The following is an 18,304-nucleotide window of genomic DNA, read 5'->3' as shown; positions in this document are numbered from 1 at the left end:
TGGTTGTCGCATCACGACCCGAAAGACTCGCTGATCACGCCGAGCGCGGCGCTGTCCCAGCTTAACGAGCGCTCGCGCGATATTTTTCGGCAAATTGTCGAGAACTATCTCGCCACCGGCGAGCCGGTTGGCTCGCGTAACATTTCGCGCATGATCTCGGTGCCGCTGTCGCCGGCCTCGGTGCGCAACGTCATGGCGGATCTCGAACATCTCGGCCTGATCTACGCGCCGCACACCTCCGCCGGCCGTCTGCCGACCGATCTCGGTCTGCGTTTCTTCGTCGACGCGCTGATGCAGGTCGGGGACCTCACCGAATCCGAGCGGCAATCGATTCAGGCGCAGCTCGCCGCCATCGGCAAGCAGCAGTCGATCGAGGCGACGCTGAGCGATGCGATGACGCGGCTCTCTGGCCTGACCCGCGCCGCCGCCGTGGTGCTGACGGGCAAGTCCAACGCGCGGCTGAAGCACATCGAATTCGTGCGGCTTGAGCCGGAACAGGCGCTGGTCGTGCTGGTGTCGGAAGACGGGCAGATCGAAAACCGCATTCTGCCGCTGCCGCCGGGCGTGCCGTCCTCGGTCTTGGTGGAGGCCTCGAACTTCCTCAACGCCCGCATCCGCGGCCGCACGTTGAGCGAAGCGCGCGCCGATCTCGAAGCGGCGCTGGCGCAAAGCCGCAACGAGCTCGATCAGCTCACGCAGAAGATCATTTCGGCGGGCGTCGCCTCATGGTCGGGCGGCTCGACCGACGAACGCCGCCTGATCGTGCGCGGCCATGCCAACCTGCTCGAAGATCTTCACGCCATGGAAGATCTCGAGCGCGTGCGCCTGTTGTTCGATGATCTGGAAACCAAGAAGGGCGTCGCCGACCTGCTGGGCCTCGCCGAACGTGGCGACGGCGTGCGGATTTTCATCGGCTCGGAGAACAAGCTGTTTTCGCTGTCGGGCTCCTCGACCATCACCGCGCCCTATCGCGATAGTTCCGGCCGTATCGTCGGCGTGCTCGGCGTGATCGGTCCGACGCGGCTGAACTACGCGCGCGTCATCCCGATGGTGGACTATGCCGCGCGCATCGTCAGCCAGATGCTCGGCAAATAGGTATTTTGGACTGGCGGCTGCGCTTGATTTTGGCGGCCAAACGACGATATGCCAACAAGAACACCCCTCAATCAGTTCAATCAGACAGTGGAAGCGTGATGACCGACAAAGACGGCCAGAAGGAATTTTCTGAAGCGGCGGACAACGCGGGCAGCAAGCCCGGCGAACCGCGCGTCTCCAAGCCGTACATCATGCCCGACGATCCGGAGGAAACGCCCTCCGAGGCGCTCGTCAAGGAAGCGGCTGACGCCAAGGACAAGATGCTCCGCACGCTGGCGGAGATGGAAAACCTGCGCAAGCGCACCCAGCGTGAGGTCGCGGACGCACGCGCCTACGGCATCGCCGGTTTCGCGCGCGACATTCTGGAAATTGCCGACAATCTGCAGCGCGCGCTCGACGCGGTGCCTGCGGAGGACCGTGCCACCGCCGATGCGGGCCTCACGGCGCTGATCGAAGGCGTCGAATTGACCGAGCGCTCGCTGCACCGCTCGCTCGAGAAGAACGGCGTGAAGAAGTTTGATCCGATGGGCGAGAAGTTCGATCCGAACGTGCATCAGGCGATGTACGAGGTGCCGGACAATTCCGTCGCGCCCGGCACCGTCGTGCAGGTGATCCAGACTGGCTACATGATCGGCGAGCGCATGCTTCGTCCGGCGTTGGTCGGGGTCTCGAAGAACGAACCCAAATCCGCAAGCTGATCGAAGCGTCTCGGCGTTATTTCGCGCTGATGCTGTCGCGCACGGTGCGGAAACGCGTGAAGGCCTCCGACCATTCGGACTGCGGTGCGCTTGCGACAATGCGCAGCGTCGCGGACCCTGAGCCGAAGCGCAGCCATTGCACCACCCGCACCGGCGTGTTCGCGGTGCCGGTCACGCCTTCCAGGCGTGTCTCGAAACCCGGGCTGCCGTCGATCCGCAACGGCTCGTTGTTGGTCATTTTGACATCGCGCAGGCCCGCGATGTTAGCGGCGAGGTCGCGCGCGAAGCGGCCGCGATCGTCCGGCTGGGCGGGCGCGCCCTGCATCACGCCGACCATGATGTAGGCAGCGCTGTCGAGCTTGGCATCGTCGTCGCCATCGCTGAGCAGCACCGCCGAGCGCGGCGCGATGGTGCGCACATGCTTGAAGCCCGCGAGATCGCCGAGTTTGAAGCTGAGCTGAGAGAGTTGCTCCTCGACCGGCACTTCGGACCGCGTCACCGTGCTTGTAAGCATCTTGCGGATGTTGGTGTCGGAATAGGCGTCACCCGCATCGCCGCGTATCTGGACGATGACGTAGCCGGTGAATTTGTTGCCCGGCAGCAGCAGCGTGTAGTTCGAAACCTCGGTGTCGCCGTCCTTGCCGCTTTCCGTCAGCAAATAGCCCTGCCGTGCGGTGGTGGAGAAGGCCTCCGGCTTCGGCGAGCCTGCGGGCGTGGAATTTTCCTTCACCGCGGTCTCGACGGCCGTGAAGGCTGCCTCGGGGATTTCGGACAGGCCGACCCGAACCTTCTGGTCGGCGCTGATGAAGCCGGAAAACTGAGTCGATGGCTCAAGGCCGCCGAGCGGGACGAGGCCGACGCGAACACCCTGCGGGAAAACCGCATCGGCGGCGTGTGCAGGAAGTGCCAATCCGGCGAAGGCCAGAGCGAGAAGCGTCAGCGCCGTCCGGCGAAAGGTCTTCAAAATGGTCTTCATCGCTAGTGTCCCTGACGCGCGATTGAGGCGGATCGATGGATGGGCGTTCGATAGCAGCTTCCGGGGTGCGCCGACAGGCCCGGCGCGCCGTTCCCGAAACAGCCTGTCCGGGATGTTAACCGGTGAAAACAAATGCCTCCGAATAACGGCTTTACGCCCCTTCGGTCCTTGCGGCCCCTACCGCCCCTCCTATATGAGGCGGAGCGTCGCAGGGCGGCGCTTTGGATTCTCTGGGGGTTGGGTGCGGTGCGCCGACAGGGCCCGGCCAACCCGCCGCAAAAAGAAGGATAGAGGGACAATGGGAAAGGTCATTGGGATCGATCTCGGCACCACCAATTCGTGCGTTGCCGTCATGGATGGCAAATCGCCGAAAGTCATCGAGAACGCGGAAGGCATGCGCACGACGCCCTCGATCGTCGCGCTGACCAGCGACGGTGAGCGCCTCGTCGGTCAGCCGGCCAAGCGCCAGGCCGTCACCAATCCGGAAAATACGATCTTCGCAGTGAAGCGCCTCATCGGCCGCCGCTACGACGATCCGACCGTCGAGAAGGACAAGAAGCTCGTCCCCTACAAGATCGTCAAGGCGTCGAACGGCGATGCCTGGGTCGAGGCCGACGGCAAGACTTATTCGCCTTCGCAGATCTCCGCTTTCATCCTTCAGAAGATGAAGGAGACCGCTGAAGCCCATCTCGGCCAGAAGGTCGATCAGGCGGTCATCACCGTTCCCGCTTATTTCAACGACGCCCAGCGTCAGGCCACCAAGGACGCCGGCAAGATCGCCGGTCTTGAAGTGCTGCGCATCATCAACGAGCCGACGGCTGCCGCGCTCGCCTACGGTCTCGACAAGTCGAAGCAGGGCACCATCGCGGTTTACGACCTCGGCGGCGGCACCTTCGACGTTTCGATCCTGGAAATCGGCGACGGCGTGTTCGAGGTGAAGTCGACCAACGGCGACACCTTCCTCGGTGGCGAAGACTTCGACATGCGTCTCGTCGGCTATCTCGCCGATGAATTCCAGAAGGAGCAGGGCATCAACCTGCGCAACGACAAGCTCGCGCTGCAGCGTCTGAAGGAAGCTGCGGAAAAGGCCAAGATCGAGCTGTCGTCGACCACGCAGACCGAAATCAACCTGCCCTTCATCACCGCGGATGCGTCCGGTCCGAAGCATCTGACGATGAAACTCACCCGCGCCAAGTTCGAAGCGCTGGTCGACGATCTCGTGCAGAAAACGATCGAGCCCTGCCGCAAGGCGCTGAAGGACGCTGGTCTCTCCGCTGGCGAAGTCGGCGAGGTGGTTCTGGTCGGCGGCATGACCCGCATGCCGAAGATCCAGGAAATCGTGAAGCAGTTCTTCGGCAAGGAGCCGCACAAGGGCGTCAACCCGGATGAAGTCGTCGCCATCGGCGCCGCCATTCAGGCCGGCGTGCTGCAGGGCGACGTCAAGGACGTGCTGCTGCTCGACGTGACCCCGCTCTCGCTCGGCATCGAAACGCTGGGCGGCGTGTTCACGCGCATCATCGAGCGCAACACCACGATCCCGACCAAGAAGAGCCAGGTGTTCTCGACAGCCGAGGACAATCAGGGTGCCGTGACGATCCGCGTGTTCCAGGGCGAACGCGAAATGGCGGCCGACAACAAGGCGCTCGGCCAGTTCGACCTGATGGGCATTCCACCGGCACCGCGCGGCATGCCGCAGATCGAGGTCACCTTCGACATCGACGCCAACGGCATCGTCAACGTTTCGGCGAAGGACAAGGCGACCGGCAAGGAACAGCAGATTCGCATCCAGGCATCGGGCGGTCTGTCGGAATCCGAGATCGAGAAGATGGTCAAGGACGCCGAGGCGAACGCGGCCGAGGACAAGAAGCGCCGCGAGGCGGTCGACGCCAAGAACCATGCCGACGCGCTGGTGCACTCCACCGAGAAGGCGCTCTCCGAGCACGGCAGCAAGGTGCCTGAAGGTGACCGCAAGGCCATTGAGGACGCGCTGGCTGATCTGAAGGAAGCCCTGAAGGGTGACGATTCGGAAGCCATCAAGGCGAAGTCCAACACGCTGGCGCAGGCTTCGATGAAGCTCGGCGAGGCGATGTATCAGCAGCAGGCCGAAAGTGATGCGGCCCGCGACGCGGCGAAGGATGCCGCGCAGGACGATGTCGTTGACGCGGAATTCACCGAAGTCGACGACGATAAGAACAACAAGAAGTCAGCGTAAGCGCTTCACGAGGGCCTCTCCCGCAAGGGAGGGGCCTTCGCGGAAGAGCTATCGTTCAGGTTTTCCGGACTCGAAAAGATTTATCCCTGACCGATCATGTCCAAGACTTGCTATTACGAAACGCTGGAAGTTGAGCGCACCGTCGACGAAGCGGGACTGAAGTCGGCCTTCCGCAAGCTCGCAATGAAATGGCATCCGGACAAGAATCCGGGTGATCCGGCGTGCGAGCACAGGTTCAAGGAAATTTCCGAGGCCTATGAGGTCCTCAAGGACGGCAACAAGCGCGCCGCCTACGATCGCTACGGCCATGCCGCGTTCGAGCCGGGCATGGGTGGCGGCGGGGGCCACGGCTTCGGCGCGGGCTTTGCCTCCTCTTTCTCCGATATTTTCGAAGACCTGTTCGGTATGGCCGGACGTGGCAGAGGCGGCGGCCGCGAGCGCGGCGCCGACCTGCGCTACAATATGGAAATCACGCTCGAGGAAGCCTTCCTCGGCAAGACCGCGCAGATCAACATCCCGGTCGCGGTCGCCTGCGAGGTCTGTTCGGGGACCGGCGCCAAACCCGGCACCAAGCCGAAGGTCTGCACGACCTGCGGCGGCGCTGGTCGGGTCCGCCAGGCGCAGGGTTTCTTCACGCTGGAGCGCACCTGCCCGAGCTGTCATGGCCGCGGCCAGAGCATCGACACACCGTGCACGGCCTGTGGGGGTCAGGGGCGCGCCACCAAGGACCGTTCGCTGTCTGTGAATATTCCCGCCGGTGTCGAGGACGGCACCCGCATCCGCCTCTCCGGTGAGGGCGAGGCGGGCGTGCAGGGCGGCCCGTCGGGTGACCTCTACATCTTCCTGTCCGTCAGCTCGCACCAGCTTTTCCAGCGCGACGGCGCCGACCTCCACTGCCGGGTGCCGATCTCGATGGTGACGGCGGCGATTGGCGGCGAGTTTGAGGTTCCCGCGATCGACGGCAGCAAGGCCCGGGTCAAGGTTCCCTCCGGCACCCAGTCGGGCCGCCGGTTCCGGATTTCAGGCAAGGGTATGCCGGTGTTGCGGTCCCGTCAGACCGGCGACATGTACGTCCAGGTTGTGGTCGAAACACCACAGAATCTGACCAAAAAACAAAGGGAATTGCTGGCGGAGTTCGAAAAACTCTCCTCCGGTGAAACCCAACCCGAGGCTGCGGGTTTCTTCAAGATGGTCAAGGACTTCTTCGGCAACCGGGCTGGAACGGCCTGAGCGGAAACTTGACCGTTTAACTTTGCCTATGTACGTCTTTGTGAAGAAAAATTGAAAAAGCCCGGGCTCGTCGGGCTCCCCGCTGGTACCCCCGCCATGGCTTTAGAGTCCGCGCGCGTCCTCAAAAAACCTCTTCGCCTCGACGATGAGGTTCGCTTCCTTCGTTCGTGGATCGAAAAGCCGCTGCACATGGGCGCGGTGATGCCCTCGGGCAAAATGCTTGCGCGCACCATGGCGAGCTACGTGGACAAACAATCCGAGGCACCCGTCATCGAACTTGGGCCGGGCACCGGCGCGATCACCGACGCGCTGGTGGCGCACGGCGTCGAGCAGAAGCGCCTCGTGCTTGTCGAGTTCAATCCCGGTTTCTGCGCGCTGCTCCGCGAGCGTTATCCGCAGGCGACTGTGGTGCAGGGTGATGCCTATCAACTCGACAAGACGCTCGCTGCGATCGCGCAACCCGCGAGCGCGGTGGTGTCAGGTCTGCCGCTGGTCACCAAGCCGATGCTGACGCGGCTGCGGCTGATGCGCGAAGCCTTCATGAAGTTGATTCCCGGCGCGCCCTTCGTGCAGTTCACTTATTCCGTTGCGCCGCCGATTCCGAAATCCCTGCCGGGTGTTCTGACTCAGGCTTCCGAGCGTATCTGGATGAACGTGCCGCCGGCACGCGTCTGGGTCTATCGCAAGGCATGACGCGGCTGCGCTCCGTTCAATTTTCCCCATCCATAAAAGCGTTTTAGGACTGCGCGCATGGCAGCAGTCAAAATCCTCGTCATTCCGGGCTCGGTTCGCGAAAGCGCCGCCGACGTGCGCCTCGCCGCTGCCATCGTCAAGGAGATCGCGCTCGCCGACCACGAGGCGACGCGGATTTCACTCGCCGATTTCGCATTGCCGCTGCACGAGGACGGCGAAAGCACGACACCTTCCGTTGCGCTCGATCTCAAGCGCATGATTGGCGCGCATCACGCGGTGATGCTGGTGACGCCGGAGCGGCATGCGCTGCCGCCGCCATTGCTTCTCAATGCGCTCGATTGGCTGGCGTCGGTGCGCGAACGCAACGAGCCGCCGCAGCACGCCTTTCGCGGCAAGCCGTTCGCCATCGCGTCCATATCGGAACGCGCTGACGGCATCTATGCAGCCGTCACGCTGCGTCAGATGTTGACGGCGGGCTTCGGTGCGGAGGTGATCGCGCCGCAACTGATCGTCGCGCGCGGCAACGATGCATTCGACCGAATGGATCGTCTGCAGGACGATAACGAATTTGCCGGAATGCAGGCTTTGGTGCGGGCGTTGATCGACGCCGCGCAACGTATGATGTGAGGAGATGACGTGACGCAGACACCGACCGATCCGCGTGACCGGATGATCGTGGCCCTCGACGTGCCCGGCGTGGCGGAAGCGGAAAAGCTTGTCGCCACGCTCGGCGACAGCGTGACGTTCTACAAGATCGGCTATCAGCTCGCTTATGCGGGCGGGCTTCCGATGGCGCACGATCTCATCCGCGCCGGCAAGAAGGTGTTCATCGATCTCAAGCTGCACGACATCGGCAACACGGTGGCGAACGGTGTGGCCGGTATCGCCAAACTCGGCGCGACGTTTCTCACCGTGCATGCCTATCCGCAGACCATGAAGGCCGCGGTCGAGGCGAGCCGTGGCTCCGGTCTGAAGATTCTCGCGGTGACGGTGCTCACTTCCTACAATGAGAGCGATCTCAAGGAAGCGGGTTACGCGCTCGGCGTGGCCGACATGGTGGCGCAGCGCGCACGGCAGGCGCAGGCGCTCGGCGTCGACGGCATCGTCTGCTCGGCCGAGGAGGCAGAAAATCTGCGTGCCATCCTGGGCCGCGACATCGCATTGGTGACGCCGGGTATCCGCCCTGCGGGCAGCGTGCTCGGCGACCAGAAGCGGGTGATGACGCCCGGCCGCGCCATCGCTGCCGGGTCCGATTACCTTGTGGTCGGCCGACCCATCGTTGCAGCGGCGGATCCCAAAGCGGCGGCGCAGGCCATCGTTGCGGAGATCGCAGCAGCCTCCTGAGGCCATCCTGAAGTCCCTGATCCGGAAGTCCTTGGACCGGATAGCGGATTGCCGCCGCAGCCCGCCCCCGCTATACCCCGAAAGCAATGTGAGGCCGTAAGATGTCGGATATGCGTTTGATCGTTGCGGGTGCAGGCGGCCGGATGGGCCGTACGCTTATCCGCGCGCTGGCGGAGACCGAAGGCGCAACGCTTGTCGGCGCGCTGGAAGCGCCGGGCTCTGAACTGCTCGGCCAGGATTCCGGCGTGCTGGCCGGGCTTGCGCCCAACGGCATTCCGCTGTCAGCCGATTTGTGGACCCTGTCGAAGGATGCCGATGGCATTCTCGATTTTACGGTGCCTGCGGCGACCATCGCCAATGTCGCGATCGCAGCTGAACGCGGTATCGTGCATGTCATCGGCACCACCGGCCTGTCGGCGTCCGACAACGCGGTGATCAAGAGCGTGACCCAGCGTGCCATCGTAGTGCAGTCCGGCAATATGAGCCTTGGCGTAAACCTGCTGGCCGCCTTGGTGAAGCAGGTCGCAAAATCGCTCGACGACGATTTCGACATCGAAATTCTGGAAATGCATCACCGCGCCAAGATCGATGCGCCGTCCGGCACGGCCTATCTGCTCGGCCAGGCGGCGGCGGAAGGGCGCGGCATCGCGCTCGATGACAAGTCCGTGCGGTCGCGCGACGGTTACACCGGCGCGCGCAACCGCGGCGACATCGGTTTCGCGACGCTGCGTGGCGGCACCGTCACCGGTGATCACAGCGTGATCTTTTCGGGGCCTTACGAGCGCATCGAGCTGACCCATCGCGCGGAGGATCGAATGATTTTCGCGCGCGGCGCGATCAAGGCTGCGTGCTGGGCGCGTGGCCGCAAGCCGGGACATTATTCGATGGCCGACGTGCTTGGCATCGGCGGCTGATTCAATTTCGAGATGAGAGTGTAAGGAATGAGTGACCGTCTTCTCGTGCTCGTGCGTCACGGCCAGAGCGAATGGAATCTGAAGAATCTTTTCACCGGCTGGAAAGATCCTGACATCACCGCGCAGGGCGTCGACGAGGCGAAACGCGCGGGCAAGCTCCTGAAGGAGAAAGGCTTCACTTTCGATATCGCCTTCACGTCCGAACTGACTCGCGCCCAGCGCACGCTGTCGCTGATGCTGGAGCAACTTGGTCAGACAAACATTCCGGTGACGAAGAACCTCGCGCTCAACGAGCGCGATTACGGCGATCTCTCCGGTCTCAACAAGGACGATGCGCGCAAGAAATGGGGCGAGGAACAGGTGCATGTCTGGCGCCGTTCCTACGACATCGCACCGCCCGGCGGCGAAAGCCTGAAGGATACGCTGGCGCGCACGCTGCCTTATTACGTGCAGGAAATCCTGCCGGGTGTGCTGCGCGGCGAACGCACGCTGGTGGCCGCGCACGGCAATTCGCTGCGCGCGCTCATCATGGTGCTGGAGAAACTGTCGCCGGAAGCGATTCTGAAGCGCGAGCTCGCGACCGGTGCGCCGATCATCTATCGGCTCAATGCCGATTCCACGGTGGAATCGAAGGCCGACCTCGCGAATTAATCGCAGCCGTTGGTGCGCGCCGTCTCCCAGCCGAGCATCGCGCGCTTGCGCGTCAGGCCCCAGTGATAGCCGGTAATGGCGCCGCTCTTGCCGAGCACGCGGTGGCACGGCACCACGAACGAGATCGGATTTTTACCGACAGCGGCACCGACCGCGCGTGAGGCTTTCGGCGCATTGATGGTGCGAGCGACGTCGGAATATGTGGTGGCCTTGCCCATCGGAATGCGCAGCAGGGTTTCCCAGACGCGAATTTCAAAGTCGGTGCCGATCAGCACCACGCGCAGCGGCCTGTCGGCCTGCCACTCCGACGATTCGAAAATGCGCCTGGCGAGTGCGGCGGTGCCTGCTTGATCCTCGATATAAGTCGCAAGCTTCCAGCGCTCCTGCATGTCGTGCAACGCCGCGATTTCCTCGCCGGGGTCTGCGAAGGCAAGTCCAGCGAGTCCGCGCTCGGTGGCGATGATCACAGCGGTGCCGAACGGCGAGGGATGGAAGCCGTAGCGCAACGTGAGGCCCGCCGCGCCTTTCTTCCATTCGCCCGGCGACATCGCCTCATGCGTCACGAACAGATCATGAAGCCGACTCGGACCTGATAGTCCGGAATCGTAGGCGACATCGAGAATGTTGCCCGACTCGCGCAACAGTCGCTTGGCATTGTCGAGCGTCACCGCCTGCATGAACGCCTTCGGCGTCAGGCCGGCCCAGCGGCGAAACAGATGATGCAACTCGTCCGGCGTCACGCTCACGGCTTCCGCCATCTCTTCGATGGTCGGCTGGCCGCGCCAGTGCTCGGAGATGAAGGCGATGGCGCGATGCACGGTCTCGTAATCGCGCAGCGCATCGCCTGCTGCCGGCGTCTGCGCGATCTGCGCGCGCAGCGATTTGGGCGAGGCCGGCTCGAATGAAGTCATGGGGCTTTGTATCATCATCGGGCAAAGCTAGGCGCGCCATAGCGCCCCATCCACCCGTTTTCTGGAAAACGTGCTTCGATCTATCAGAGTGGATTATAGGTTGGCCCGCGTTTGGCGTCCTGCAGCGCCAAGCGCAAAGCCTTGGCAAAGCTTGCTTTTTCGTCGGGCCCGAGAAAGCTTCCGACGGCGACGCTGCGGCCGTGCGAGGTGAGGTACAGCCGCTCGATGCCGAACTCCTCGTGTTCCTCCTGATCAAGCCGCACCCAGTGCGGATTGAAGGTCCATTCCATGACGTGGCCGCGATGGCTGACGCGGCGCAGCCGCAACTCATGCGGCGTCAGCACCAGATGTTCGGACGCGCGGGCACGGGCATAATTCACGCGGAACGCCCAATAGATCAGCAGCACGTCGAGGCCGAAGAAGCCGAACACCGGCCATGCGCCCATCCGCAGGAATACGATGCCGGCCGTGAAGCTCACGACACACAGAAACGTCATCAGGATAATAAAGCCCCTGCGGCTGAGCGAACGGTGGGGCGTCAACTCGGCCGTGAAGATAGGCTGTTCGAAAATGTCGGGAAAATCGTTGCCGCTGCTCATCGCTGTTCAGTATATCCCTGTTCATGGCAAAAAAAGCGGCGCGAGCCTCACAACCGCGTAAACATGGGACCACGGCGAAGGCCGCAACCAAGGTCGGATCAAAGGCCAAGTCGAAGGCCGGATCGAAACCCGGGGTTGCGAAAAAATCTTCTTCGAGGCTGAAACGCTGGAGCGAAGCGGAGGTTCACACCGCTTTTGAAAGATTCCGTGCCGCCAATCCCGACCCCAAGGGCGAGCTTGAGCACCTCAATCACTTCACGCTGCTGGTCGCGGTGGTGCTGTCCGCACAGGCGACCGACGCCGGCGTCAACAAGGCGACGCGCAACCTGTTTCCGATCGCCGATACGCCTGAAAAGATGTTGGGACTCGGCGAGGCGGGCCTTCGCGAGCATATCAAGACCATCGGGCTTTACCGCGCCAAGGCGAAGAACGTCATCGCGCTGTCGGAGCAATTGATCGCGCAGCATGGCGGCGAAGTGCCGCGCACGCGCGAGGAGTTGGAGGCGCTGCCCGGCGTCGGCCGCAAGACCGCCAATGTCGTGCTCAACATCGCCTTCGGCGAGAAGACCATCGCGGTGGACACGCATCTGTTTCGTGTCGGCAACCGCACTTATCTCGCGCCGGGCGCGACGCCGCTGGAAGTCGAGCTTGAACTGCTGCGCGTGGTGCCGGACGAGTTCATGCGTCACGCCCATCACTGGCTGATCCTGCACGGCCGCTATACCTGCATCGCACGCAAACCGCGTTGTGAGGTGTGCATCATCAACGATCTGTGCCGCTGGCCGGAAAAGACCACGTTCATGGAAGCGGCGGACAACGCCTAGGCCCTATTCAGGGAAGGTTTGCAGGCGGGCCTTGCGTTCCGGCTCCAGCAGTTCGGGTCGCGGTCCGGACAGTCGCTTGTGGATGTGCACCATGAAGGCCATGCCGAATACAGGCGTTGCGAGGTTCACGATCGGGATCGAGACGAACGCCGCAATGAAAAGCCCTGCAATGAAGATTGCCATTGCATGCCGCCGCCGCATCGCCTTTGCCTCTTCGAGGGTGCGGAAGCGCATGGCGGCGAACTCAAAGTATTGACGCCCGAGCAGCCAGGCGGTCGCAAGGAAAAACGCGATGAAGCCTGCGCCGGCAAAGAATACAAACGGCAGCACCGCGAGATAAACGACGATCGTCAAAGCCGCGATCTTAATGCTTTCGATCAGCGCGCGCATGAGCGGCACGGCGGTGCCGACGCGCTCGGCCGGATAGTCCTTGCGCTCGACATGCTCGCCGATCTCATCGACGAACATACCTGCAACGAGTGATGTCACCGCGGGCATCAGGAAGATCGCGCCGAATACCACACCAAACCCTGCGGCGATCGAGACGATCCATGCCAGTGTTTCCAGCAGCGAGTGATATCCGCCATTCAGCGCTTGTTCCGCCCAGGCAGCGCCTGCCCCGGCGAGCCAGTTCAGCACGCGCTGCAGGGCGATGGCGCCGACGACGATCAGGATCAGGGCAAGCCCGACGGACTTCCACAGGATCGCGCGCATCGGCTTCGAGAAAATTTCGGCAAGCGCGCGGACGGCGGCATCAAGCATGACGGATCTCCCTCTCCTCATGGGGAAAGATGGAGATGCGCGCGTGCAACGGCAAGCCTTGAGACGGGCCTGCGATGTCGTGCGCGATGGATTCTGCTGAGGCGAGCGGCTACTCGGCCGCCTCGGAGACAGGCGTGGATCGGTTTTCGGGTGCGGGCACCAGCGTTGCGAGGCTGCCGTCTACGGCAAGCCGTAGGGCCGGCGCGGTTTCGGCGCCTTCGAAGACTCCCTCTGGAAAGGGATCATCTTCAGCCGCCACCTCCTGGGGCGGTTTCGGTTTATCGGCCCAGTGCAGCTTGGTGTAGTCGAACCCGTATTCGATGGTCGGCTTGACGATTTCAAAATAGGGCGAAATGTCGAAATCGCGCGGGGTGTAGAGCGAAGAGTCGCGGATGTAGAGAATCTCCAGACGCGCCTGACGGCTGCCCGCACGCGTGATGCGCGGCAGGATCGGATAGCGGACCGCGCCGAACGCCTGTGCGATCAGTGCCGAACAGATGATCTTTGTCGGGTCGCCGGAGCCAAGTGCCAGCATCCGCCGTCGCCAGCGCTGCGGCACCGGCAACGGAAAGAGATAGCGCAGTAGATCGATGATGTTCTTGGTGTCGTAGCCGAAGCCGATGCGGTTGATCGCATAGCGGCACACTGTGTTGCGATCCTCGAAGGACAGCCCGACCGGACGGCAGACGCGGGTGTGATAGGTGTCATATTTCGACAGTGGCGAGCTGATGACGCCTTCGCCGACATAGGCCTCGATCAGCACGTGCGGCTCGCCGTTCGGCTCGGTCGCACCCTTGATCGGTCCAACATACAGCGCCGAGTGCGACCACGTCGATTGTGTCAGGTACTTGATGATACCGGCGATGCGGTTGTTGCCCTCGATCAGCAACACATCGCCTTCCTGCAGAAGATTGCGCAGGCGCTCCGGATCGCTCGATGTAAATGGCTCGATGCCCGGCGCTTCCTTCTGCAGGTAGCGCGCAAGCAGCTTGCCAAAGGTGTCGAGCACGAAGCCCATTCTGGTCTCCCGGGCATGATGCGTTCATGCCAGCCAGTTTCCGGTCGTAAGTGTTGCGGAAAGCGATTGCAACTTCGTTGATAAGTGACGGCATGAGGTTCACGGACAATTCACCATGACCGTTGCGAAAGTCGTGTCATTGCGGCAAGTTGACGCCGAACCCCCCCGCGCGATTGAAGTTTCGGAAACCATGACAATGAAATTGACGCGCCGCGAGCTGATCGCTGCCGCTGCCTTGCTGGTAACCGCTGCGCCGCGCCGGAATGCGTTCGCCGCCACCCTGCCGCGCGAGGTCGACGTCGCAATCGTCGGCGCGGGGGCAGCCGGAATCGCCGCCGCGCGCAAGGTCGCGGCCGCGGGCCGCTCGGTTTTGATGTTGGAAGCCTCGGCGCGGCTCGGCGGGCGGTGCGTGACCGACGCGACGACTTTTGGCGTGCCATTCGATCGCGGTGCGCGCTGGCTTTATGCGAGCGCCTCCAATCCGCTCGCGGGTCTTGCGCGTCTTGAGCGTGTCGAATTGGCGCCGGCCGCGCGCGGACAACGCATTCGTGTCGGGCGGCGTAATGCGCGCGCGGGCGAACTGGAGGATTTTCTGGCGCTGATGGTGCGCGTCAACCGTGCGATGAGCGAGGCTGTACGCAGTCGCGGGGATCTCGCCGTCGCGCAGGCGCTGCCGCAGGATCTGCGCGAGTGGCGCGGTACCGTGGAATTCCAGCTCGGTCCTCTGACCAATGGCGGCGACCTTGACCGCGTGTCGACCGCGGATCTGTTGAACTTCGCGCCGCGCGATCCGTCGATGTTCTGTCGCGAGGGCCTCGGCACGTTCATCAAGCGTCTTGCGGGAAAATTACCGGTCGCGCTTGAGACGCCGGTGACGAACGTGCGCTGGAACGGCCGCGACGTCGAACTCGAGACGCGTGCCGGCATCTTGAGCGCGCGCGCGGTGATCGTCACCGCGTCGGTGAATGTGCTCAATGCTGGCACGATCAAGTTCACCCCCGATCTGCCGAAGCGACAGGCGGACGCGCTGTCGCATCTCACGCTCGGCAGTTGCGACCGCATCACGCTCGATCTGCCCGGCAATCCGCTCGGACTTGGTCGCGATGAAGTGTTCATCGAACAGAGCAGCGGCCCACGCACCGGGCTTCTGCTTGCTAATGCCGGTGGTTCGTCGCTGTGCCAGGTCGATGTCGGCGGCTCGTTTGGCCGCGAGTTGTCGGCGCAGGGCGAAGCGGCCATGGTCGATTTCGCGCAAACATGGTTGCGTGATCTGTTCGGCGGCGACATCCCGAAGGCGGTGACGCGCACGAGCGTGACGCGCTGGAACGCAGAGCCGTATGTGCTGGGCGCGATGTCGGTGGCGTCACCCGGCGGATTGCCGGCGCGAAAGATTCTGGCCGAGCCGTTGGGGCCTCTCTTCTTCGCAGGCGAAGCCTTGCACGAGCAACTCGGCGGCACGGTCGGCGGCGCCTGGATTTCCGGCGAGCGCGCGGCGGAAGCCGCGTTGCGAAAGGTCGCGAGCGGCAAAGCGGAACGGCCGGCGCCCGCGAAGAAGCCCGCGAAGCGCTCTTCGCGCCCGGCACACCATCCCGCGCCGGCGCAACCTCCTGCGCGCGGCAATGGTTTGCGCTGGCCGGGCTTTGGTCGCTAGCGCGCGAGCGAGTTGAGGAACTCCCGAACCGCCTGATTGAAGATTTCAGGTGCCTCCAGATAGGCGGCATGGCCGACGCCGGGCAGGCTGACGGCGCGCGCGGATGGCAGAAACTCCATCATCGCTTCGGAACGCTGCGGCTTCACCACGGGATCGCTGTCGCCGGTGACGATCAGCACCGGCAGCTTGAGGGTGGGAAGGAACGGACGATTGTCGGTTCTCTCGACCATCTGTCCGCCGTTGAGGAGACCTTCGCGGCGCATTTCGGAGGCGACATCCGCCACCAGATCGAACACGTCGGTTTGCGGCTCGGCCGGGAGCATCTTCTCGGCGCGCACCTTGCCGTATTCTTCCGCCGGCATCTCCTCGAGTTCCTGCAGTCGCCGCGCATATTTGGCGGCGAGCGGCGCGCCTTCGGGTGCGGCGTTGCCCCAGTGCGTGCCGGACAGCACGAGGGACATCGCGCGATCGAGATGGCGCGCGCAGAACCGCTCGGCGATCACGCCGCCCATGGAATGGCCGACGACATGGGCCTGCCCGACCTTGAGATGATCGAAAAGATGCGCCGCCTGCGCCGCGTAGGCATCGGCGTCGGGCGCGACCGGATCGGACTCACCGTAACCCGGCGCATCCCACGCGATGACGCGGTAGCTATTCGAGAACGCGTTGAGCTGCGGTGCCCAGCTGCGCGAATTGCCGTTCATCCCGTGCAGCAGAAACAACGCGGGCCCTTGTCCCGCTTCGCGATAGCTGATGATACCGCCTGGCGTCTGGACTACCTTCCGCTCCGGAAGCGGCTGCTCGCGAACGCCGCTCATCGTGACCTGATTCATGTCTTCCCTCGAAATTAACGCAACAAACTTGTGTGGTCCTGTTGACCAGGCGCCCGGTCGGCGCGGTCCTTCAAAGCAGGCATATCGATTTTCAGAACGGAGCCGAGCAGCGTCCGCGTATAGGGGTGTCCCGGCGCCGACAGCACGTCGTCCTTGCTGCCGAGTTCGACGATCCGGCCGCGATGCATCACCGCGATCCGCGTCGCGACGCAATCCACCACCGCGAGATCGTGCGTGATGAGCAGGTATGACAGCCCGAGTTCGTCGCGCAGGTCGAGCAGCAGGTTGAGAATCTGCGCCTGCACCGACACGTCGAGCGCCGAGGTCGGCTCGTCGCAGATCAGAAGTTTCGGCTTGAGAATGATCGCGCGCGCAATGGCGACGCGCTGGCGCTGGCCGCCGGAGAGTTGCGACGGATAATTGTTGAGCAGCCGCTTCGGCAGGCCGACAAGCTCCATGGTCTGCTCGACGATTTTTTTGCGCTCGGCCGCAGACTGCTGCCCGTGCAGTTCGAGCGGGCGGCCGATGCTTTGGCCGATGGTCTTGCGCGGATTGAGCGACGAATAGGGATCCTGAAACACCGGCTGCACGAGCTTCGCGCGTTCGAACGGCGGCACCGACTGCACCGGCGTGCCCGCGATCAATACTTCTCCCTTGTCGGGCGCCTGCAGGCCGAGCAGAATTCGCGCGAGCGTGCTCTTGCCGCTGCCCGACTCGCCGACCAGCGCGACGATCTCGCCTTCGGCGAGATCGAGCGACACATTGTCGACGGCGGTGAGCGTTTTGCTCTTGGCGAGCAACCCTGTCCTGATCGTGAAGGTGCAGCCGACATTGCGCGCGGAGAGCAGGGCATTCGACGCGGCTGTCGATACAGTCGCCCGTGCGGCAGGCGGTCTGTCGAGCGCGACGCGGCCGGAGTCCGGCGTCATCACGCAACGATAGAGATGGTCGTCATCCGCCGACTGTTCGGGCGGGTGTGACGCCCGGCATTCAGGCTGCACGTGAATGCAACGCGGAGCGAACACGCAGCCTTTAGGCTGCGCGAACAGCGCGGGCACAGTGCCGGGGATGCTCGGCAGCCGCTCGCCGCCGTCGCGGGCCGCCGGGATCGAGGCGAGAAGCCCCTGCGTGTAGGGGTGCTGTGGTGCGCCGAGCACGTCGGCGACGGCTCCGGTCTCGACCAGTTCGCCGGCATACATCACCGCGATCTTGTCCATGCTCTGCGACACCACGCCGAGGTCGTGGCTCACCAGAATGAGCGCCATGCCGAGCTCCTTGCGCAGCTCCATCAAGAGCTTGAGGATGCTCGCCTGCACTGTGACGTCGAGCGCGGTGGTCGGCTCGTCGGCGATCAGCAGATCCGGCTCGTTCATCAGCATCATCGCGATCATCACGCGCTGGCGCAGGCCGCCGGACAATTCATGCGGATATTGCTTGAGGCGGCCCGCTGCATCGGGAATGCCGATCCGCTCAAGCAGGTAAACCGCGCGGTCGCGAATGTCCTTCGCGCTTTTCGCGGAACTCGGCGTCGTCATTTCCATGATCTGCTGGCCGATCGTGTAAACCGGATTGAGCGAGGTCATCGGCTCCTGGAAGATCATCGCCATGCGCTTGCCGGCGAGCGAGCGGGAGAAGTCCTGCCTGTCCATCGCGAGCAGATCGTGTTCGCCGAGCCGCAGCGTGGCCGCTTCGCGGATTGCGTTGCGCGGCAGCAGATTCATCAGCGCGAGCGAGGTCATCGACTTGCCTGAGCCGGATTCGCCGACGACGCCCAACGCCTCGCCGCGCTCCAGCGTGAAACTCACATCGCGTACGACGTGGAGCTTGCGCTCGCCGACCGGCAGCGTGACGGAGAGGTTGCGGACTTCGAGCAGCGGTCGATCTGAGGTCATC

Annotated in this window: 18 protein-coding genes; 11 read left to right on the top strand and 7 right to left on the bottom strand. The window is 63.5% G+C overall.

Translation table 11 applies throughout. The features are described 5' to 3' along the window. The first annotated feature begins 3 nt into the window (after nucleotides 1-3). Together hrcA and grpE are read left to right on the top strand one after the other, a co-directional pair. Nucleotides 4-1,095 (top strand): heat-inducible transcriptional repressor HrcA, encoded by a 1,092-nt coding sequence (hrcA, locus tag HMPREF9697_RS13405; protein WP_040308276.1) that lies wholly within the window; start codon nucleotides 4-6, stop codon nucleotides 1,093-1,095. A gap of 98 nt (nucleotides 1,096-1,193) precedes the next feature. Beyond that, on the top strand, nucleotides 1,194-1,793 hold the full coding sequence (grpE, locus tag HMPREF9697_RS13400) for a nucleotide exchange factor GrpE (RefSeq protein ID WP_002717770.1): 600 nt from the start codon (nucleotides 1,194-1,196) through the stop codon (nucleotides 1,791-1,793). Between the two features lie 16 nt (nucleotides 1,794-1,809). Here the strand turns inward: grpE and HMPREF9697_RS13395 are convergent, their stop codons facing one another. Beyond that, nucleotides 1,810-2,769, bottom strand: coding sequence for a hypothetical protein (locus HMPREF9697_RS13395; protein WP_002717769.1), 960 nt, complete (start codon nucleotides 2,767-2,769; stop codon nucleotides 1,810-1,812). A gap of 298 nt (nucleotides 2,770-3,067) precedes the next feature. Here HMPREF9697_RS13395 and dnaK point away from each other — a divergent pair, with 298 nt between their 5' ends. The 7 genes from dnaK to HMPREF9697_RS13360 all read left to right on the top strand — a co-directional run bounded on the left by dnaK (nucleotide 3,068) and on the right by HMPREF9697_RS13360 (nucleotide 9,813). Continuing rightward, nucleotides 3,068-4,981, top strand: a complete 1,914-nt coding sequence (dnaK, locus tag HMPREF9697_RS13390) for a molecular chaperone DnaK (protein ID WP_002717768.1) — start codon at nucleotides 3,068-3,070, stop codon at nucleotides 4,979-4,981. A 96-nt stretch (nucleotides 4,982-5,077) separates the two neighbouring features. Beyond that, entirely contained in the window at nucleotides 5,078-6,211 is a 1,134-nt protein-coding gene (dnaJ, locus tag HMPREF9697_RS13385; RefSeq protein WP_002717767.1) for a molecular chaperone DnaJ, read from the top strand. Nucleotides 6,212-6,307: 96 nt separating this feature from the next. Next, the gene (locus tag HMPREF9697_RS13380) at nucleotides 6,308-6,904 is read left to right on the top strand and encodes a class I SAM-dependent methyltransferase (RefSeq protein ID WP_002717766.1); all 597 of its coding nucleotides are present in this window, start codon (nucleotides 6,308-6,310) and stop codon (nucleotides 6,902-6,904) included. A gap of 57 nt (nucleotides 6,905-6,961) precedes the next feature. Beyond that, the gene (locus HMPREF9697_RS13375) at nucleotides 6,962-7,531 is read left to right on the top strand and encodes an NADPH-dependent FMN reductase (RefSeq protein ID WP_002717765.1); all 570 of its coding nucleotides are present in this window, start codon (nucleotides 6,962-6,964) and stop codon (nucleotides 7,529-7,531) included. 9 nt (nucleotides 7,532-7,540) lie between these two features. Continuing rightward, nucleotides 7,541-8,248: an orotidine-5'-phosphate decarboxylase gene (gene pyrF, locus HMPREF9697_RS13370; protein ID WP_002717764.1), complete on the top strand. Its 708-nt coding sequence runs from the start codon at nucleotides 7,541-7,543 to the stop codon at nucleotides 8,246-8,248. A 101-nt stretch (nucleotides 8,249-8,349) separates the two neighbouring features. Further along, a complete protein-coding gene (dapB, locus tag HMPREF9697_RS13365; RefSeq protein ID WP_002717763.1) occupies nucleotides 8,350-9,162 on the top strand; it encodes a 4-hydroxy-tetrahydrodipicolinate reductase in 813 nt (270 codons plus the stop codon). A gap of 27 nt (nucleotides 9,163-9,189) precedes the next feature. Further along, nucleotides 9,190-9,813 carry a 2,3-bisphosphoglycerate-dependent phosphoglycerate mutase gene (locus HMPREF9697_RS13360; protein ID WP_002717762.1) on the top strand — a complete coding sequence of 208 codons (624 nt, stop codon included), beginning with the start codon at nucleotides 9,190-9,192 and terminating at the stop codon, nucleotides 9,811-9,813. Here HMPREF9697_RS13360 and HMPREF9697_RS13355 read toward each other — a convergent pair. Both HMPREF9697_RS13355 and HMPREF9697_RS13350 read right to left on the bottom strand, forming a co-directional pair. Beyond that, nucleotides 9,810-10,724 carry a methylated-DNA--[protein]-cysteine S-methyltransferase gene (locus HMPREF9697_RS13355; RefSeq protein WP_002717761.1) on the bottom strand — a complete coding sequence of 305 codons (915 nt, stop codon included), beginning with the start codon at nucleotides 10,722-10,724 and terminating at the stop codon, nucleotides 9,810-9,812. The genes HMPREF9697_RS13360 and HMPREF9697_RS13355 overlap by 4 nt on opposite strands. Nucleotides 10,725-10,807: 83 nt before the next feature. Beyond that, nucleotides 10,808-11,323: a DUF2244 domain-containing protein gene (locus HMPREF9697_RS13350; RefSeq protein WP_002717760.1), complete on the bottom strand. Its 516-nt coding sequence runs from the start codon at nucleotides 11,321-11,323 to the stop codon at nucleotides 10,808-10,810. A gap of 23 nt (nucleotides 11,324-11,346) precedes the next feature. On the opposite strand from HMPREF9697_RS13350, the gene nth reads away from it, so the two are divergent. Further along, nucleotides 11,347-12,147 (top strand): endonuclease III, encoded by an 801-nt coding sequence (gene nth / locus HMPREF9697_RS13345; RefSeq protein WP_002717759.1) that lies wholly within the window; start codon nucleotides 11,347-11,349, stop codon nucleotides 12,145-12,147. A gap of 3 nt (nucleotides 12,148-12,150) precedes the next feature. Here nth and HMPREF9697_RS13340 read toward each other — a convergent pair whose 3' ends face one another. Both HMPREF9697_RS13340 and HMPREF9697_RS13335 read right to left on the bottom strand, forming a co-directional pair. Then, nucleotides 12,151-12,909, bottom strand: a complete 759-nt coding sequence (locus HMPREF9697_RS13340) for a sulfate transporter family protein (RefSeq protein WP_002717758.1) — start codon at nucleotides 12,907-12,909, stop codon at nucleotides 12,151-12,153. A 109-nt stretch (nucleotides 12,910-13,018) separates the two neighbouring features. Further along, nucleotides 13,019-13,927, bottom strand: a complete 909-nt coding sequence (locus HMPREF9697_RS13335) for a C40 family peptidase (RefSeq protein ID WP_002717757.1) — start codon at nucleotides 13,925-13,927, stop codon at nucleotides 13,019-13,021. Nucleotides 13,928-14,123: 196 nt separating this feature from the next. Between HMPREF9697_RS13335 and HMPREF9697_RS13330 the strand changes: the two genes are divergently transcribed. Further along, nucleotides 14,124-15,578: a flavin monoamine oxidase family protein gene (locus HMPREF9697_RS13330; RefSeq protein ID WP_040308274.1), complete on the top strand. Its 1,455-nt coding sequence runs from the start codon at nucleotides 14,124-14,126 to the stop codon at nucleotides 15,576-15,578. On the opposite strand, the gene HMPREF9697_RS13325 is transcribed toward HMPREF9697_RS13330, so the two are convergent. After that, nucleotides 15,575-16,411: an alpha/beta fold hydrolase gene (locus HMPREF9697_RS13325; protein ID WP_002717755.1), complete on the bottom strand. Its 837-nt coding sequence runs from the start codon at nucleotides 16,409-16,411 to the stop codon at nucleotides 15,575-15,577. The two genes, HMPREF9697_RS13330 and HMPREF9697_RS13325, sit on opposite strands and share 4 nt — an antisense overlap. A gap of 14 nt (nucleotides 16,412-16,425) precedes the next feature. Beyond that, a complete protein-coding gene (locus HMPREF9697_RS13320; RefSeq protein ID WP_002717754.1) occupies nucleotides 16,426-18,303 on the bottom strand; it encodes a dipeptide ABC transporter ATP-binding protein in 1,878 nt (625 codons plus the stop codon). Nucleotide 18,304: the final 1 nt, after the last annotated feature.

The sequence above is a fragment of the Afipia felis ATCC 53690 genome (assembly GCF_000314735.2).
Classification (GTDB): domain Bacteria; phylum Pseudomonadota; class Alphaproteobacteria; order Rhizobiales; family Xanthobacteraceae; genus Afipia; species Afipia felis.
This window is presented reverse-complemented; position numbering and strand designations above follow the sequence as displayed.

Bases quoted from the DNA above. Each gene is read 5' to 3' on its own strand.
- HMPREF9697_RS13325 (WP_002717755.1), bottom strand. From the start codon at position 16,411: ATGAATCAGGTCACGATGAGCGGCGTTCGCGAGCAGCCGCTTCCGGAG.
- HMPREF9697_RS13330 (WP_040308274.1), top strand. From the start codon at position 14,124: ATGAAATTGACGCGCCGCGAGCTGATCGCTGCCGCTGCCTTGCTGGTA.
- grpE (WP_002717770.1), top strand. From the start codon at position 1,194: ATGACCGACAAAGACGGCCAGAAGGAATTTTCTGAAGCGGCGGACAAC.
- HMPREF9697_RS13380 (WP_002717766.1), top strand. From the start codon at position 6,308: ATGGCTTTAGAGTCCGCGCGCGTCCTCAAAAAACCTCTTCGCCTCGAC.
- HMPREF9697_RS13355 (WP_002717761.1), bottom strand. From the start codon at position 10,724: ATGACTTCATTCGAGCCGGCCTCGCCCAAATCGCTGCGCGCGCAGATC.
- HMPREF9697_RS13350 (WP_002717760.1), bottom strand. From the start codon at position 11,323: ATGAGCAGCGGCAACGATTTTCCCGACATTTTCGAACAGCCTATCTTC.
- HMPREF9697_RS13360 (WP_002717762.1), top strand. From the start codon at position 9,190: ATGAGTGACCGTCTTCTCGTGCTCGTGCGTCACGGCCAGAGCGAATGG.
- HMPREF9697_RS13320 (WP_002717754.1), bottom strand. From the start codon at position 18,303: ATGACCTCAGATCGACCGCTGCTCGAAGTCCGCAACCTCTCCGTCACG.
- nth (WP_002717759.1), top strand. From the start codon at position 11,347: ATGGCAAAAAAAGCGGCGCGAGCCTCACAACCGCGTAAACATGGGACC.
- dnaJ (WP_002717767.1), top strand. From the start codon at position 5,078: ATGTCCAAGACTTGCTATTACGAAACGCTGGAAGTTGAGCGCACCGTC.
- HMPREF9697_RS13340 (WP_002717758.1), bottom strand. From the start codon at position 12,909: ATGCTTGATGCCGCCGTCCGCGCGCTTGCCGAAATTTTCTCGAAGCCG.
- HMPREF9697_RS13335 (WP_002717757.1), bottom strand. From the start codon at position 13,927: ATGGGCTTCGTGCTCGACACCTTTGGCAAGCTGCTTGCGCGCTACCTG.
- dapB (WP_002717763.1), top strand. From the start codon at position 8,350: ATGTCGGATATGCGTTTGATCGTTGCGGGTGCAGGCGGCCGGATGGGC.
- HMPREF9697_RS13395 (WP_002717769.1), bottom strand. From the start codon at position 2,769: ATGAAGACCATTTTGAAGACCTTTCGCCGGACGGCGCTGACGCTTCTC.
- dnaK (WP_002717768.1), top strand. From the start codon at position 3,068: ATGGGAAAGGTCATTGGGATCGATCTCGGCACCACCAATTCGTGCGTT.
- HMPREF9697_RS13375 (WP_002717765.1), top strand. From the start codon at position 6,962: ATGGCAGCAGTCAAAATCCTCGTCATTCCGGGCTCGGTTCGCGAAAGC.